The 14,705-nt window shown below is 60.7% G+C and carries 14 protein-coding genes; 10 read left to right on the top strand and 4 right to left on the bottom strand.

Annotated features, from left to right (window positions below):
• Positions 1-4: 4 nt before the first annotated feature.
• The 5 genes from VB618_RS12270 (at position 5) to VB618_RS12250 (ending at position 5,028) form a co-directional block, all read left to right on the top strand.
• Complete coding sequence (locus VB618_RS12270; protein ID WP_329796949.1) at positions 5-1,105, top strand: ABC transporter ATP-binding protein; 1,101 nt, start codon at positions 5-7, stop codon at positions 1,103-1,105.
• Positions 1,102-1,998, top strand: a complete 897-nt coding sequence (locus tag VB618_RS12265; RefSeq protein WP_329796948.1) for a carbohydrate ABC transporter permease — start codon at positions 1,102-1,104, stop codon at positions 1,996-1,998. Before VB618_RS12270 ends, VB618_RS12265 begins: the two co-directional genes overlap by 4 nt.
• A gap of 104 nt (positions 1,999-2,102) precedes the next feature.
• Complete coding sequence (locus VB618_RS12260) at positions 2,103-2,879, top strand: carbohydrate ABC transporter permease (RefSeq protein ID WP_329797203.1); 777 nt, start codon at positions 2,103-2,105, stop codon at positions 2,877-2,879.
• Positions 2,880-2,889: 10 nt separating this feature from the next.
• Positions 2,890-3,171, top strand: coding sequence for a DUF2160 domain-containing protein (locus VB618_RS12255; protein ID WP_329796947.1), 282 nt, complete (start codon positions 2,890-2,892; stop codon positions 3,169-3,171).
• A 153-nt stretch (positions 3,172-3,324) separates the two neighbouring features.
• Positions 3,325-5,028: an ABC transporter substrate-binding protein gene (locus VB618_RS12250; RefSeq protein WP_329797202.1), complete on the top strand. Its 1,704-nt coding sequence runs from the start codon at positions 3,325-3,327 to the stop codon at positions 5,026-5,028.
• 34 nt (positions 5,029-5,062) lie between these two features.
• On the opposite strand, the gene VB618_RS12245 is transcribed toward VB618_RS12250, so the two are convergent.
• From VB618_RS12245 to VB618_RS12230, 4 genes are all read right to left on the bottom strand, one after another.
• Positions 5,063-7,651 (bottom strand): calcium-binding protein, encoded by a 2,589-nt coding sequence (locus tag VB618_RS12245; protein WP_329796946.1) that lies wholly within the window; start codon positions 7,649-7,651, stop codon positions 5,063-5,065.
• A 167-nt stretch (positions 7,652-7,818) separates the two neighbouring features.
• A complete protein-coding gene (locus tag VB618_RS12240) occupies positions 7,819-8,886 on the bottom strand; it encodes a patatin-like phospholipase family protein (protein WP_329796945.1) in 1,068 nt (355 codons plus the stop codon).
• A gap of 87 nt (positions 8,887-8,973) precedes the next feature.
• Entirely contained in the window at positions 8,974-9,309 is a 336-nt protein-coding gene (locus VB618_RS12235; protein WP_329796944.1) for a hypothetical protein, read from the bottom strand.
• Complete coding sequence (locus VB618_RS12230) at positions 9,278-10,717, bottom strand: type II and III secretion system protein family protein (RefSeq protein WP_329796943.1); 1,440 nt, start codon at positions 10,715-10,717, stop codon at positions 9,278-9,280. The genes VB618_RS12235 and VB618_RS12230 overlap by 32 nt, the downstream gene beginning before the upstream one ends.
• A gap of 510 nt (positions 10,718-11,227) precedes the next feature.
• Here VB618_RS12230 and VB618_RS12225 point away from each other — a divergent pair.
• From VB618_RS12225 to cpaB, 5 genes are all read left to right on the top strand, one after another.
• Positions 11,228-11,659: a tetratricopeptide repeat protein gene (locus tag VB618_RS12225; protein ID WP_329796942.1), complete on the top strand. Its 432-nt coding sequence runs from the start codon at positions 11,228-11,230 to the stop codon at positions 11,657-11,659.
• Positions 11,660-11,675: 16 nt separating this feature from the next.
• Entirely contained in the window at positions 11,676-12,902 is a 1,227-nt protein-coding gene (locus VB618_RS12220) for a glycosyltransferase family 87 protein (RefSeq protein ID WP_329796941.1), read from the top strand.
• A 172-nt stretch (positions 12,903-13,074) separates the two neighbouring features.
• Positions 13,075-13,260, top strand: coding sequence for a Flp family type IVb pilin (locus tag VB618_RS12215; RefSeq protein ID WP_329796940.1), 186 nt, complete (start codon positions 13,075-13,077; stop codon positions 13,258-13,260).
• Between the two features lie 107 nt (positions 13,261-13,367).
• A complete protein-coding gene (locus VB618_RS12210; RefSeq protein ID WP_329796939.1) occupies positions 13,368-13,883 on the top strand; it encodes an A24 family peptidase in 516 nt (171 codons plus the stop codon).
• A 40-nt stretch (positions 13,884-13,923) separates the two neighbouring features.
• A complete protein-coding gene (gene cpaB, locus VB618_RS12205) occupies positions 13,924-14,688 on the top strand; it encodes a Flp pilus assembly protein CpaB (RefSeq protein WP_329796938.1) in 765 nt (254 codons plus the stop codon).
• The last annotated feature ends 17 nt before the right edge of the window (positions 14,689-14,705 follow it).

Genomic DNA, 14,705 nt, shown 5'->3' with positions numbered 1-14,705 from the left:
ACCAATGGCCCGCATCACGCTCGATCATCTCGCCCACGCCTACAGGGCCAACCCGCGCACGGGGGAGGATTACGCCCTTAAGGAGATCAACCACGTCTGGAGCCAGGGCGGCGCCTATGCCCTGCTGGGGCCGTCGGGCTGTGGCAAGACGACCCTGCTCAACATCATCTCCGGGCTCGTGCGTCCGACGCGCGGGCGCGTGCTCTTCGACGAGCTCGACGTGACGGACCTGTCGACGGAAGCCCGCAATATCGCGCAGGTATTCCAGTTTCCCGTGGTCTACGACACGATGACCGTGCGCGAGAACCTCGCCTTCCCGCTCAAGAACAGGAACGTGCCCCGCGACAGGACGGCCCGGCGGGTGGAGGAGATCGCAAGCCTCCTCGATCTCACTCGCGTGCTCGACCGCAAGGCGAGCAATCTCACGGCCGACATGAAGCAGAAGATCTCCCTCGGCCGCGGCCTCGTGCGCCACGATGTGGCGGCGATTCTGTTCGACGAGCCTCTGACGGTCATCGATCCGCATCTGAAGTGGCAACTGCGCTCCACCTTGAAGGAAATTCATCGGGTTCTGGACATCACTATGATCTACGTGACGCACGACCAGACCGAGGCGCTCACCTTCGCCGACAAGGTCGTGGTCATGCATGACGGCGCCGTGGTGCAGACCGGCACACCCGAAGAGCTGTTCGAACGCCCCGCCCATACCTTCGTGGGTCACTTCATCGGGTCGCCCGGCATGAACATCCTTCCCTGCCGGGTCGAGGGCGCCACTGCCTTCATCGGCACCACCATGATCCCGCTCCGGCGCGCCTATCGCACTCTCTCCGACGGCGAGCGCATCGAACTCGGCATCAGGCCCGAATTCGCTCGACTCCAGCCGAAGGGGACGGGCCTGCCCGTTCACGTGCGGCGCATCGACGATATCGGGCGCGCCCGCATTGCCCGCGTGGAGATGAACGGTCGCCCCCTTGCCGCAAGCATTCCGGACGGCATCTCCATCGAAGGGAGTGAGGCCTCGCTCATGCTCGATCCGAACCATGTGCACATCTATGCCAATGGACATCTGGTCGCGGGCGAAGCCACCGGAGGGCATGCGGCATGACGAAAACCCTCAACAACAGGGCCTGGCTCTTCGTCCTGCCCGTCTTCGCGATCGTCGCGTTCTCGGCGGTCCTGCCGTTGATGACCGTGGTGAACTATTCGGTTCAGGACACCTTCGGCAACAATCAGTTCTTCTGGAACGGCATCGGCTGGTTCCAGGAACTGCTCGATCCGTCGAGTCAGCTCGGCGAGCAGTTCCTGTCCTCGCTCCTGCGCACGCTGCTGTTCTCCGCAATCATCCTGCTGATCGAAGTGCCGCTCGGCATCGCGGTGGCTTTGTCCATGCCGCGAGAAGGCTGGACGGTGGCGCTCTCCCTCGTGCTCATGGCGCTGCCGCTGCTCATTCCGTGGAACGTGGTCGGCACCATTTGGCAGGTCTTCGCCCGCGGCGACATCGGCCTTCTCGGCTGGGTCGTCAACCGTCTGGGCATCGATTACAACTACACCGGCGATCCCATCGACGCCTGGGTGACCATCATCGTCATGGATGTGTGGCACTGGACGAGCCTCGTCGCCCTCCTCTGCTATGCCGGGCTGAAGTCCATTCCGGATGCCTATTATCAGGCTGCCCGCATCGACGGAGCCTCGCGCTGGGCGGTGTTCCGCACGATCCAGTTGCCGAAGATGCGGCGCGTGCTGCTGATCGCCGTGCTGCTGCGCTTCATGGATTCCTTCATGATCTATACCGAGCCCTTCGTGCTCACCGGCGGCGGTCCGGGTAACGCCACCACATTCCTGTCCATTGATCTGGTGAAGCTGGCGCTCGGGCAGTTCGACCTCGGCAAAGCCGCCGCCATGTCCCTGGTCTACAATCTGATCATCCTCGCCATCTGCTGGGTCTTCTACACCGTCATGACCAGCGTGGATGCCGAGCGCGAGAGAGTCGAAGCATGAGCGGAACCATCGCCGTCGGTCGTTCGGACGTGAAGCCTGTCGCGGCCCCGCTGGCTGCGAACCGCGCCCTCTCGGGTCCTCGCGTGAGCGGCCGCGTCGTCGTGATGACGCTCTACCTCCTGTTCCTCATGCTGCCGATCTACTGGCTCGTGAACATGAGCCTGAAGACCAACATGGAGATCACGTCGGGCCTCACCCTCTGGCCGCGCGACATCACCTTCGACAATTACATCAGGATCTTCACGGACGAGAGCTGGTATTCGGGCTATATCAACTCGCTCACCTATGTGATTATCAACACGGTGCTGTCGATCACCTTCGCGCTGCCGGCAGCCTATGCCTTTTCCCGCTACAGGTTTCTGGGCGACAAGCACCTGTTCTTCTGGCTGCTCACCAACCGGATGGCGCCGGCGGCGGTGTTCGCCCTGCCCTTCTTCAACCTCTACTCGGCCATTGGCCTCTTCGATACCCCTTGGGCCGTGGCGCTGGCGCACTGCCTCTTCAACGTGCCGCTCGCCGTCTGGATTCTGGAGGGCTTCATGTCCGGCGTGCCAAGAGAGATCGACGAAACGGCAGCCATCGACGGCTACTCCTTCCCGCGGTTCTTCATCAAGATCTTCATGCCGTTGATCGCATCCGGCGTCGGGGTCGCCGCCTTCTTCTGCTTCATGTTTTCCTGGGTCGAGCTGCTGCTCGCACGCACGCTCACCTCCGTCACGGCCAAACCGATTGCCGCCACCATGACCCGCACGGTCTCAGCCTCCGGCATGGACTGGGGCATGCTGGCTGCTGCAGGCGTGCTCACCATCCTGCCCGGCGCACTCGTGATCTGGTTCGTCCGCAACTACATCGCCAAGGGCTTTGCCCTGGGGCGGGTTTAAGGAGGCGCCCATGCCTGATTTCGCCTGGATGGCCTGGACGTGGCAGACGGGCCTTTTCTTCGCCCTCATCGCGAGCCTGCTCCTGATCATGACGTTGCTTGCCGCTTATCGGCCGGAGACAGAGCGTGTCGGAATCTTGCGTATTCCGACGACACGGGGCGACCGTCTCTTCATCTCGCTTCTCGGTGCCGCCTTCATCCATCTCGGCTGGCTTGGCCTTGTCGGTCTGGATCTGTGGTGGGCATCGGCTCTTTCGCTTCTCTATGCGGCGGCGGTGTTCCGCTACGTGTGAGGAGACAGGAAACTTAAAAGCCCTTCGGTTCACCCGAACCGAGGGGACAAAGACCGGCAGCAAGCCGGCAAGGGGCTCATCTGGGAGGACAAAATGAAAATCACTCAGTCTCATCGGCGCTTGAAACTGTTCGTCTCGACAAGCGTCCTCGCCATGGCGCTCGGCACCGGTGCCGCTCTTGCCGGCATGGAAGAAGCCCGTCGCTGGATCGACAGCGAGTTCCAGCCCTCGACGCTCTCGAAGGACGAGCAGTTGAAGGAAATGGAGTGGTTCGTGAATGCGGCGAAGCCCTTCGCCGGCATGGAGATTAACGTGGTCTCCGAGACCATCACGACCCATGAATACGAGGCGCGCACCCTCGCCAAGGCGTTCTCGGAAATCACCGGCATCAAGCTCACCCACGACCTGATTCAGGAAGGCGACGTGGTGGAGAAGATCCAGACTCAGATGCAGTCTGGCCGCAACATCTACGACGCCTGGGTCAACGATTCCGATCTCATCGGCACCCACTTCCGATACAAGCAGGCGGTGGCGCTCGACGACTGGATGGCAAGCGAAGGTAAGGACGTCACCTCGCCGACGCTGGATATCAACGACTTCATCGGAAAATCGTTCACGACAGCGCCGGACGGCAAGATGTATCAGTTGCCGGACCAGCAGTTCGCCAACGTCTATTGGTTCCGCTACGACTGGTTCCAGCGTCCTGACATCAAGGAGAAGTTCAAGGCCAAGTACGGTTACGACCTCGGCGTGCCGGTGAACTGGTCGGCCTATGAGGACATCGCCGAATTCTTCACCAATGACGTGAAGGAGATTGACGGCGTCAAGGTCTATGGCCACATGGACTATGGCAAGAAGGACCCGTCGCTCGGCTGGCGCTTCACCGATGCATGGCTGTCCATGGCCGGCAACGGCGACAAGGGCATTCCGAACGGTCTGCCGGTCGACGAGTGGGGCATCCGCATGGAAGGCTGCCGCCCGGTCGGCTCCTCCGTCGACCGCGGCGGCGACACCAACGGGCCTGCGGCCGTCTACGCCATCACCAAATATCTCGACTGGTTGAAGAAATATGCACCGCCGCAAGCGGGCGGCATGACCTTCTCCGAGTCGGGCCCGGTACCGGCGCAAGGCAACATCGCCCAGCAGATGTTCTGGTACACGGCCTTCACCGCCGACATGGTGAAGCCCGGCCTTCCCGTGATGAATGCGAACAACACGCCGAAATGGCGCATGGCACCCTCGCCTCACGGTTCCTACTGGAAGGAAGGCATGAAGCTCGGCTACCAGGATGCAGGCTCGTGGACGCTCCTCAAGTCCACACCGGTGGACCGCCGCAAAGCAGCATGGCTCTACGCTCAGTTCGTGACCTCCAAGTCGGTTTCGCTGAAGAAGAGTCATGTGGGTCTCACCTTCATCCGTGAGAGCGACATCTGGCACCCCTCCATGACGGAGCGCGCACCGCAGCTCGGCGGCCTTGTCGAGTTCTACCGCTCGCCTGCCCGCGTGCAGTGGACCCCGACCGGCAACAACATCCCGGACTACCCGAAGCTCGCGCAGCTCTGGTGGCAGAACATCGGCGATGCGGCCTCCGGCTCGAAGACGCCGCAGCAGGCGATGGACTCGCTCGCAGCAGCCCAGGACGACGTGCTCACCCGTCTCGAGCGCGCCAATGTGCAGGGCGAGTGCGGCCCGAAGATGAACCCCAAGACCTCGGCAGAGGAATGGTTCAAGAAGGCGGAAGCCGCCGGCACCATCGCACCCCAGCGCAAGCTGGCGAACGAGAAGCCGAAGGGCGAGACGGTGGACTACGACACGCTCATCAAGAGCTGGCCGGCCAATCCGCCTAAGCGCAGCTGATCAAGACAGGCTCCGCCGGCATCGGCGGGGCCTTTTACAAGACGAACCAGCTCTTCTGCAGATCCATGGCGCCCTTGAGCCTGATCACGGCTTCGACTGCTTTGTCGCTGTCGGTGTTGAGGTAGACGTAAGTTTCGGTCTTCGTTTTCTCGTAACGCACCTGGCCCGTCTTGGTGAACGCCTTGGTGCCGATGAAGCTGAAAGCCTGGTCACTGCCCTTCTTCGTGTTGCCGTCGACGGCCTTCAGGTCGATCCGGTCGCCCTCCCGGCCCTTGAAGTCGAGGATAGTGTCTGCCCTGGCCTTGGACGAGCCCGTATCCCCGTTGTCGAAGGCGAACACGTCCTTGCCTCTTCCGCCCGTCAGCGCGTCGCGGCCACCGCCGCCCCTCAACAGGTCGTTGCCTGCCAGACCGTCGAACGTGTCATCGCCCGCGCCGCCCCACATCGTATCGGCCTGCGTCGTGCCGGTGGCGCGCTCGCTGGTCTCATCGCCGACTACGATCGTCAGGTCTTTCTCGACGGCCGAGCCGAAGGAATCTTCCGCCTTCACGCGAATGACATAGCTCGAAGCCTGCTCATAATCGAGGGAGCCCTGCCCCGTATACACGATCTCGTCGCCGTCGAGGATAAAGCGGCCGCCTGCGTCGGAAAGCAACGAATAGGTATGCGGCCCTGCATCGTCCACGACCGAAAGAGTGCCGACGGAGACCTCCGGCTCGCTATTCTCCAGGATGAGGCCGCTCTCAAGCGCAATGCCGGTGGGCGCATTGTTGAGAAGCTCGGCCAGGGTGTAGGTGCGGTCCACGAATTGGAAGAGTTCGATCCCGCTCAGTAGGTCGGTGCCGTCCCCGTTCATGCGCTGGTCGGCAAGGGTCACGAGGCCGTTCTGGTCGACGGTGCGCACGTAATTCGCGCGCCCCCCGGAGAACACGGCAGTGTCGATCCCGTCGCCGCCCTGCAGCGTATCGGCGCCCGCACTGCCATTGAGCACGTTGGCGGCGGCATTGCCGGTGATCTCGTTGTCGAGACCGTTGCCGGTACCATCGATGGCGCCCGTTCCCGTGAGAACGAGTTTATTCACGAAGTCTGCGAGCGTGATGGTGACCGACGCACGAATCGCATCCGTGCCTCCGTCCATCGCCTCCACGACCACATCGCCAATGTTGTCGACGATGTAGGTGTCGTCGCCGGAGCCGCCGGTCATGCTGTCCGCGCCCGAGCCTCCATCGAGACAATCGTCACCGTCCGCACCCGTCAAGATGTCGTTGCCAGCACCGCCCTCGACACTTGCCCGAATTCCAGCCTTGAGCACGATCTCATCGTCGCCCGAGGAACTGCTGATCTCGATCTCGTCGGAAGCGCCCCAATCGTTGAAGGCCCAGGACGACAAGTCGAGTCTACCAGCCTGGAAGAAGGTGAAGCCAAGTCGGTTGACGTGATCATCCCCCGTAACCTCAAGGGGAGCGATCCCAGCACCGAGAGTGACCTTCGCCTCTCCGGCAAAGCGCAGGCGCTCGATGCTGCGGAGCGTGATGGTGGAGAAGTCGTTGTCACCCCGCACCTCGATGGTATCGATACCGCCGCCGGCGTTGATGAGTTCGCCGGGCGCAGCCTCGCCCGCTCCATAGAGAAAGAGATCGTCGCCGGCTCCCGTATTGAGCTTATCGGCACCAAGGCCCCCGCGCAGAATATTGGCCCCGTTTCCAACCCTGATCAGATCATCCTTGCCGGTTCCTGTGACAGTATCGTCGAAAGGTGTGGCGCCCTCGTTGAATGTGAGTTCGACACGGAATGCGCTGCCCAGCCAGCCTGCGTCGAAGGTCCATCCGGAGAGATCGATCTGGACGGTGCCTCCCCCCAAGGGCCGTTCGACCAGAATCCGATTGGCGATCCCGGCTGCGCCCTCCACATGGAGAGTCTTCGACAGGAGACCATCGCCGATCTGGTCGGCACGCAGCACGGTGGAGCGATTGACGAAATCGCCATTGTCGACGAACCGGAGGACATCGACGTTGGCGATGGCGGCAAAGGAGATGTTGAGGCCATGAATCTCGAGGCTATCCGTCTCGGCCAGTCCCAGTTCAGCGTTCACGCTGCCGTTGACGGACAGATCGGATGCGGTTGCAACGAATGTATCGTTCCCGGCCTGTCCGTGCAGGATCGTGCCGCCGATGCGCCCCCAGAATCGGTCGTCGCCTCCTCCACCATTGAGGGTGTCACCGGCTCGATAGGTGGTGAGTCGATCGGATCCTGTATTGCCCTCAAACGTGTTCGGGCCGCCATAGGTCGTCCCCTGCAACACGTTCTCGACGGCAGTAATCCCTGATTTGAAGACAATATCACTCAGCCATATAAAAGGGAGACCTAGGAAGCGGAAGAGCGTCTCTCCCTGCCAGGAAATCGTTACCTGCTGCACCATAGCAGCCCCGCTCGGGAAGGTGTCGTCGGGGCTGTCCTTGAAGTTCTGGCCGACATAGGAAATCTGGCATCCATCCCATGGTCCGCCGACGACCTCCTGCCTGAAGCTATTGGGCCCCAAGCTGACCTGGCGCCGCGGCCCTGCGAAGATGTCATCGAGCGACGGATTGAAATCCGAGACCGATTGATACGTTATGATTCCCATGATGCTTTGGCCTTGGATGCGCGGGAAAATTCGATGAATTAATCTATCGTTACATACGCAAAGCCCAAGATTCAAGGAATGTTACTGATAGCAACCTGATACAGGAGTCACTCGAAAGAGGCTCTCGAGGCTGCGAAGCTTTCAAAACAGCTGCGTTAGGTGCTCAATCAAGAATAAGCGCCACGCAGGTCGAGCGTGCTTTTCTGCCCGATGTGCTGGTAATTTTGCGAAAGCCAGCTCCGGGCGACCTCTCGGCCCAGATCCCTGAGTTGTTCGAAAAACTCCCATTTGGCGCTCAGGCGCGAGGCGGCGGTAAACGCGTCGAGCACTTCGTCGCCGTGGATCCGATGCATCAGCACACGCTTGTAGTCCTGTTGCGAAAGCTTGCCTTCATCGATCAACCGCGTGACGAAATCGATGGCCCGGAGTTCCTGCAGGAGATGGGCATTGAACGTGATCTCGGTGAGACGGTTCTGAATCTCCGGTGCGGTCTGCGGCGTCGAGCGTCGTTCGATCGGATTGATCTGGACGAGCACGATATCGTCCGCTTCCGTCTCGTAGAAGAGCGGAAACAGGGCAGGATTGCCGGAATAGCCCCCGTCCCAATAGGGCTCTCCATCGATCTCGACGGCCTTGAAGATCATGGGAAGACAGGCCGAGGCAAGAACATGATCGACCGTCAGCTCAGGACCGGTGAAGAGCCGGATCTTTCCGGACCATACATTGGTCGCTGCAATGAAGAGCTTTGCATCCTGGCAGGCGCGCACCCGGTCGAAGTCGATCAGCTCGTTGAGTGCATCCCGCAAGGGATTGATGTCGAGCGGGTTCAAATCATAAGGGCTTGCCACCCGCGACCAAGCATCAAGCCAGAGTTGCGTCGTTGCTCCGCCTAGGCTCCAGAAATTCAACATGCGGTCAAAGAGCGAGCGCTGCACGGGCGACAGAACGCCATCCAGGCTGACGCGCTGCCAGAACGTGCGAAGCTGCTCGCGTGCGCCGTCCCGCCCGCCTTCGAGCCAGCCCTCGAAAAGGACCACCGCGTTTATGGATCCGGCGCTTGCGCCTGTGATCGCCTCGATGGCGAGGCGCCCATCCTCAAGCAATTGGTCGAGAACGCCCCATGTGAAAGCCCCGTGAGCCCCACCGCCCTGCAGGGCGAGCGAAACCGGCTTCTCGGCATTGGGGCTTCTGAGCCCGCGTACAAGGTGGCTGGTCTTTTCGGCTCGTCCGGTCATGACAGGCTCCGATGGCCTGTCAGCTTATCACGAGGTGCATTCCGCGAGGCAATCCTCCAGCTTCAACGGCCGCAATCCGGCACAACATCACTTGGCTGGCTGGCTTGCCTCGCCAGAGGAACCGGCCGGATTCGATCCTGACGGCTGGGCTGTCTGCGCGGCAGCCGCGGCACCCGTGCTGTAGCGCTGCATCGCACGAGCAACGCGCTGTCCGTCACCATCAATCTGCGTGTCGGCGACATAAGGCGGCCAGGGATCGGCCGTGTGGACGACCCTGTTCCAGGCTTGGGCATCGCCTGCCTCAAGGGTCACGGTGTCGCGGCGTTTCAAGTAGTCCACGCAGCCGCCAAGACCGAGTGCCGGCACCAGGACGCAGAGAACTTTGAGCCGGTCAGTATTTCCGGGTGATCTTCTTGCTGACATTCCGCTTTTCCGGCTGGATTTCGACGATATGCCCGTAGGGTCCGATCACCCCTTCACCCTCGGCGAAGCGCTTCTGCATGCCGCTGTCCACCTCGAGCGAGCCCATAAGGAAGAATTCGATATCGTTGCTGGGCTTGCTGCCATCGAGCGGCGTGCGCAGAGGCTGCCCGGGCTTTGCCGGCTTCACCAACCGCGGCGTGACGATGATGACGAGATCGGTCTCCTGCTCCTGGAAACCCGAGGAGCGGAAGAGCGCGCCCACGATCGGCAGTTGACCGAGCCAGGGAAGCTGTTCCTGGTTCTTGGTGTGGACAGTCTGGAGAAGACCCGCCATGGCGAAGCTCTGGCCGTCGCGGACCTCGATTGATGTGCTGGCCCGCCGGGTAATGAACGCTGGGATGGAGATCGCCCCGAGATCCACGCGCACGGAATCGTCGACCTGACTGACTTCCGGCTCAAGCTTCAGGTTGATGAGGCCATTCTCGAGCACAGTTGGGGTGAAGGTCAGGCGGACACCATATTCCTTATAATCGACAGTGATCTTTTCGTCGTAAGCCACCGGGATCGGCACCTCGCCGCCCGCGAGGAAGCTGGCCTTCTCGCCGGAGAGAGCGATGAGGTTTGGCTCGGCCAAGCGGCGTGCGAGCCCCTTCTCCTCAAGCGCCTGCACCAGAATGTCAGCGCTGACACCACCACCGAGGAAGTTGGCAATCAGCGTTCCGAAGGGAGTGTTGCCGCTCGGCAACAAGGGGTTGAAACGAATGACGCCGTCTCGGCCTTCATCATCTCCCCGTGGAATCCAGCTTCCGGTCCGACCATCCCGCCCCGGCGGCTGGCTCAAGCGACGCCCGAACCAGCTGATGCCCAGTTCGCGCCCTGCGTTGCGGTTCGCCTCAATGAAGCGTACCTCCAGCATCACCTGCTGACCGCCGGTGACGCGCAGCGCATTGATGACGCCCTCGGAGCCATACTGCTCTGCGATTTCGACTGCCTTGCGCAGAGAGACCCCATCGGGAACGGTGCCGCTCAGGCGCAGCTTCCCGTTGATGGTCTCGACCTTGATATTGGCCTTGGGAATGACCTCTTGGATTGAGGCGGCAAGGTCCGGAGTATCGGCGCCGACCTCCACATTGACGGTGCCGAGCAATTCGTCGCCCGCATCAAAGACTGCGACGTTGGTCCGTCCCTCCGATCTACCCAAGACATAGAAGGACTGGCTGGTCAGGGGGACGGCCGTGGCGACTTCCGGATTGCCGACGACCACGCGGCCCACATTTGTCGCCGTCTTAGCGGTCATGAACTGCCCACGGGCAACGCTGATCTCGCCCACAGCCTTCCCCCTGTTGAAACGCAGGAACCGCTCCTGCGCGTGGGACGGCGAAACCGGCATGAAGGATGCCAAAATCATCAATGCGAGAGCGATCCCCGCCGCTCTAAACGCAGCGCGGCCGCGCGTTCGATTCAATCCTGCTTGCATTGCCCCGGATCCGCCTTTTGTCCTTGGAATCTTGTAGGTTGCCGCGGAAGAACAAGTCCATTCAGCTTATCGGCCTAGGCTTGCCAAACCGCTGATTAGGAGAGCGGCCTTGTCACCTCGCGACCGCCTGCCTCAGCCATATAGCCTAGGCCATTGCTGTGCGTTTACCCTGTGCAGCGGAAGGTGAGACATTTGACAGCACCCTAGCCTTGAATGGCTTGCAGGTAGGGATGATACATTGCTACACCAGATGTTGGCTCGAAAGAATTGACCTAGTGGAATCCGCGCCGGGCCTCGTTGTCCTGAATAACACCTGGGAAAACCAGGCAAGAAGAACTTGGGGGTTTATCCATGATGTGGCCATCCAAACGCAAGTTGGCGGCCTGCTTGGTTGTATGCGTCGTCCCGCTCCTTCCGGCCTGCAGCACCGGCGCAGGATTATTGTCGAGCTTTGGTGACGGGCCCGCGGCACTCGAACTGCCCGCCTCAGTCGATCCCTATCCTGATGGAGAGGTTCTCCAGGTTGCCAAGACGCAATTTGCGGAAGGCAATTACGGCCACGCGGCCAAGTATTACGAACGGGCCGTCGAAGTTGCCCCAAGGAACCCGGAGGCATGGCTCGGATTGGCTGCCTCCTACGACCGCGTCCGTCGCTTCGACCTCGCGGACCGCGCCTATCGTGAAGCAGGCCTTCTGATCGGTGACCGTGCCGAGTACTACAACAACGTCGGGTATTCATATCTCTTGCGTGGCGACGCGGCGAAAGCCCGGGCCAATTTCCTCAAGGCTTACGAAATTGATCCGGCGAGCGTGACGGTCAACAACAACCTGGAAATGCTGCGGGACAATCTCTCGAAATCGAAGAAGAGCTGAGCGCGCGAGGATGGACATGCTCAGCAGCATGAGCAAACCGTGGCTGCCTTCCACCCGTATTACCCGTTTGGCCAGTTTGCTTATTCTGGTACTTGCTTTTGTCAATTTCCTCTTTCTTATCCGGGCATGGCAATCGGGAGCTTGGATCTTCAATCAGGATGGTCAGATCATCCCTGCTGACTTCGTCAGCTTCTGGTCTACGGGCCGCATGCTGAAGACAGTCTCTGCCGCAGATATCTACGACTGGAGCCTGCATCACATTGCCGAAGTCGAAGTGCTCGGCCCCGGCCACACCGCGCGTCTCCCATGGCTTAACCCGCCGATATTCCTTCTCGCGGTCGCTCCGCTCGCCATGATGCCTTATATGGCCGCCTTCCTCTCTTGGATCGGTGTCACGTTCTTGGCCTATGCTGCGATGCTCCGTGCCGTTCTGCCTGCCATGCCGCTTTGGGGTGCGATGGCAGGCGCCCTGGCGTTCCCAGCGGTGCTTTGGACAATCTTTGTCGGACAGAACGGGCTTCTGACCGGCGCCCTGGTCGGCGGCACCCTTGCACTGCTCGATCGTCATCCATTGGTGGCCGGATTTCTGCTTGGTCTTCTCACCTACAAACCTCAGTTCGGCATTCTGTTTCCGATCATTCTGCTTGTGACGGCCCGCTGGAAGGTTTTTGCATCGGCATCGGCGACCACTCTGGCTCTGTCTGCGTTGGCAGCCCTTTTGTTTGGCACCGAAGTCTGGGAAGCCTTCTGGAACTCCCTCTCTCAGACTCAGGAGGCTATCCTTACCGAAGGGAAGATGGGTCTCTACAAGCTCCAATCGTTCTATGGTGCGGTTCTCTGGCTTACGGGCAACTTGGAAATGGCGTGGTCCGCCCAGGCCTTGGCAACACTGCTTGTCTTGGCTGGCTTGATCTGGGTCTGGCGCGGCCCGACCTCTATGGAAGTTCGATCCGCAGCAATGGGACTCGCCGTCCTTCTCGCGACGCCATACGTACTGATCTACGATCTCCCCGTGTTGGCGATCCCCCTGGCTTTCCTCTTACGTGCCGGATTGCAACGGGGGTTTCCCTCGTTCGAACCATTTCTGATGCTGCTCGTCTGTACCGTCGTCTTCGCATTCCCTTTCTTTAAGGCGCCTTTGGGATTGGTAGCGTGTTGTCTGGTTGCAGTGATGATTCTATCTCGTGTGTGGAGCGAGCGTGCCAAGGCACAGCATCGTGCCTCGCTTCAAGCCATCAGTTGAACCACTAGACCGTTTGGCAGAGGCTTCCGATCTGGCAAGGCCTAAGCCATCAAGCTGAATAGACCACAGCATCCAAATACCTCTTGAATAAGGTAACACAGGCATGAGGGCTTGTGGGGGGCTGCATCGGTGATGCGGCAGATCTTTGGATCACAGGTCGAGGAACAAAACCATGAAGTCTCTTATGACGCGTTTTATCAATGACGAGTCCGGCGCGACGGCCATTGAATACGGCTTGATTGCTGCTGGTTTGGCCGTGATTGTCGTTGCCATCTTCGGAACGACGGGCGGGCCGGTCGATACTCTGATGAGAAACCTGTTCAGCAAGGTTCAGGACACGGTCGATAGCGCCAGCTAGGATCAGATAGCGATCTCACTTGGAGCGGAGAACGTTTTGACTTCTCCGCTCCTCATTCTTTAGCTTCAACGAATTATTTTTCGCCTATCAATCACGGAGAGACCGCAGTGACGATCTCCGCTATGGCAGGAATCTCCGCCAGCCTGTGCTTCGCTGCCGCAACGTTATGGGCTGCCGCCTCGGATCTGACGACAATGAAGATCCGCAATGAACTCGTGCTGTTTCTTCTGGCGGTCTATGCCGCGCTGGCTCCCTTGGCCGGCTTCGGCGTTGTCGAGATCGGCTTGAGCGCGGCCGTGGCCTTTGGCGTTCTCGTCTGCATGTTTGCCTTCTTCGCCCTGGGATGGATCGGCGGCGGCGACGCGAAGCTCGCGGCCGTTGTGGCCCTGTGGCTCGGCGCCGATCATGCTCCGGCTTTCGTGATCTACACCGCCCTGTTCGGCGGCATCGTGACACTCGCTCTTCTCCAGTTTCGGACAATGCCGCTTCCCGCGATCTGTCACCGCCTGCCTTGGGTCGTGAAGCTGCATCAAGCCAGCGTCGGCGTTCCCTACGGCATTGCCATCTCATTGGCAGGCCTGCTCACCTTCTCAAAGACGCCCTGGATAGCGGCTCTGTCATGAAACCGGCAGCAGCCTGCAAACGGCGTCGAGGCCCCTGATCATGCTCCGCATCGTCATTCTTGTCGTCGCTCTCGGTGCCGGAACGCTCGCCGGCTGGCTAGCCCTCTCCCTCAAGCCGAGCGCAGCCGTTACCACCGTCGAAGCGCCGAGGCCGCAGTTCAAGATGACCGATGTCCTGGTGGCGGCTATGGATATTCCTTTGGGCCAAGCCCTTAACGAGAAAGCTCTCCGCTGGCAGTCCTGGCCGGCGGATGCCCTCAACTCCGGCTTCATCACGCGCGCCGCCCAGCCGAACGCGCTCGAGGCGATGAACGGCATGATGGTTCGCAATCCCTTCGTCGTCGGCGAGCCCATCCGAGAGGACAAACTGTCCCGCGGGGCGAACCTTCTTGCCTCGCTGCTTCCGCCAGGCAAGCGCGCCGTGGCCATCCGCATCTCGGCTGAGAGCACGGCAGGCGGCTTCATTCTCCCCAACGACCGGGTCGACGTGATTCAGACGGGCAATCGCCCTGCGGAAGGGCAGAAGGAGAATGTAAGCCGAACGCTCCTGAGCAATATCCGTGTTCTCGCCGTGGATCAGAACATCGCCGAGATCAAGGTCAAGGGCGTTGCAATCGGCAAGACAGCCACCCTGGAGCTTACACCGGCGCAAGCGGAAATCATCGCAACGGCACAGGCCTCTGGCACCCTGTCCCTTGCCCTTCGCTCCGTCGCAGACATTCAGGACGAGGCTGCGCCAAAATCGCCGAGCAGCACGTCGGTGCGCGTGCTGCGGGCCGGGCAGAGCGAAGTCGTGAAGTTCTAAAGGCCATGGACATTCAG

The sequence above is a fragment of the Microvirga sp. CF3062 genome, assembly GCF_036314045.1.
In the GTDB taxonomy this organism is placed as follows: Bacteria; Pseudomonadota; Alphaproteobacteria; order Rhizobiales; family Beijerinckiaceae; genus Microvirga.
Note: the sequence above shows the minus strand (reverse complement) of the source record. Positions and strands in the feature narration are given on the sequence as shown.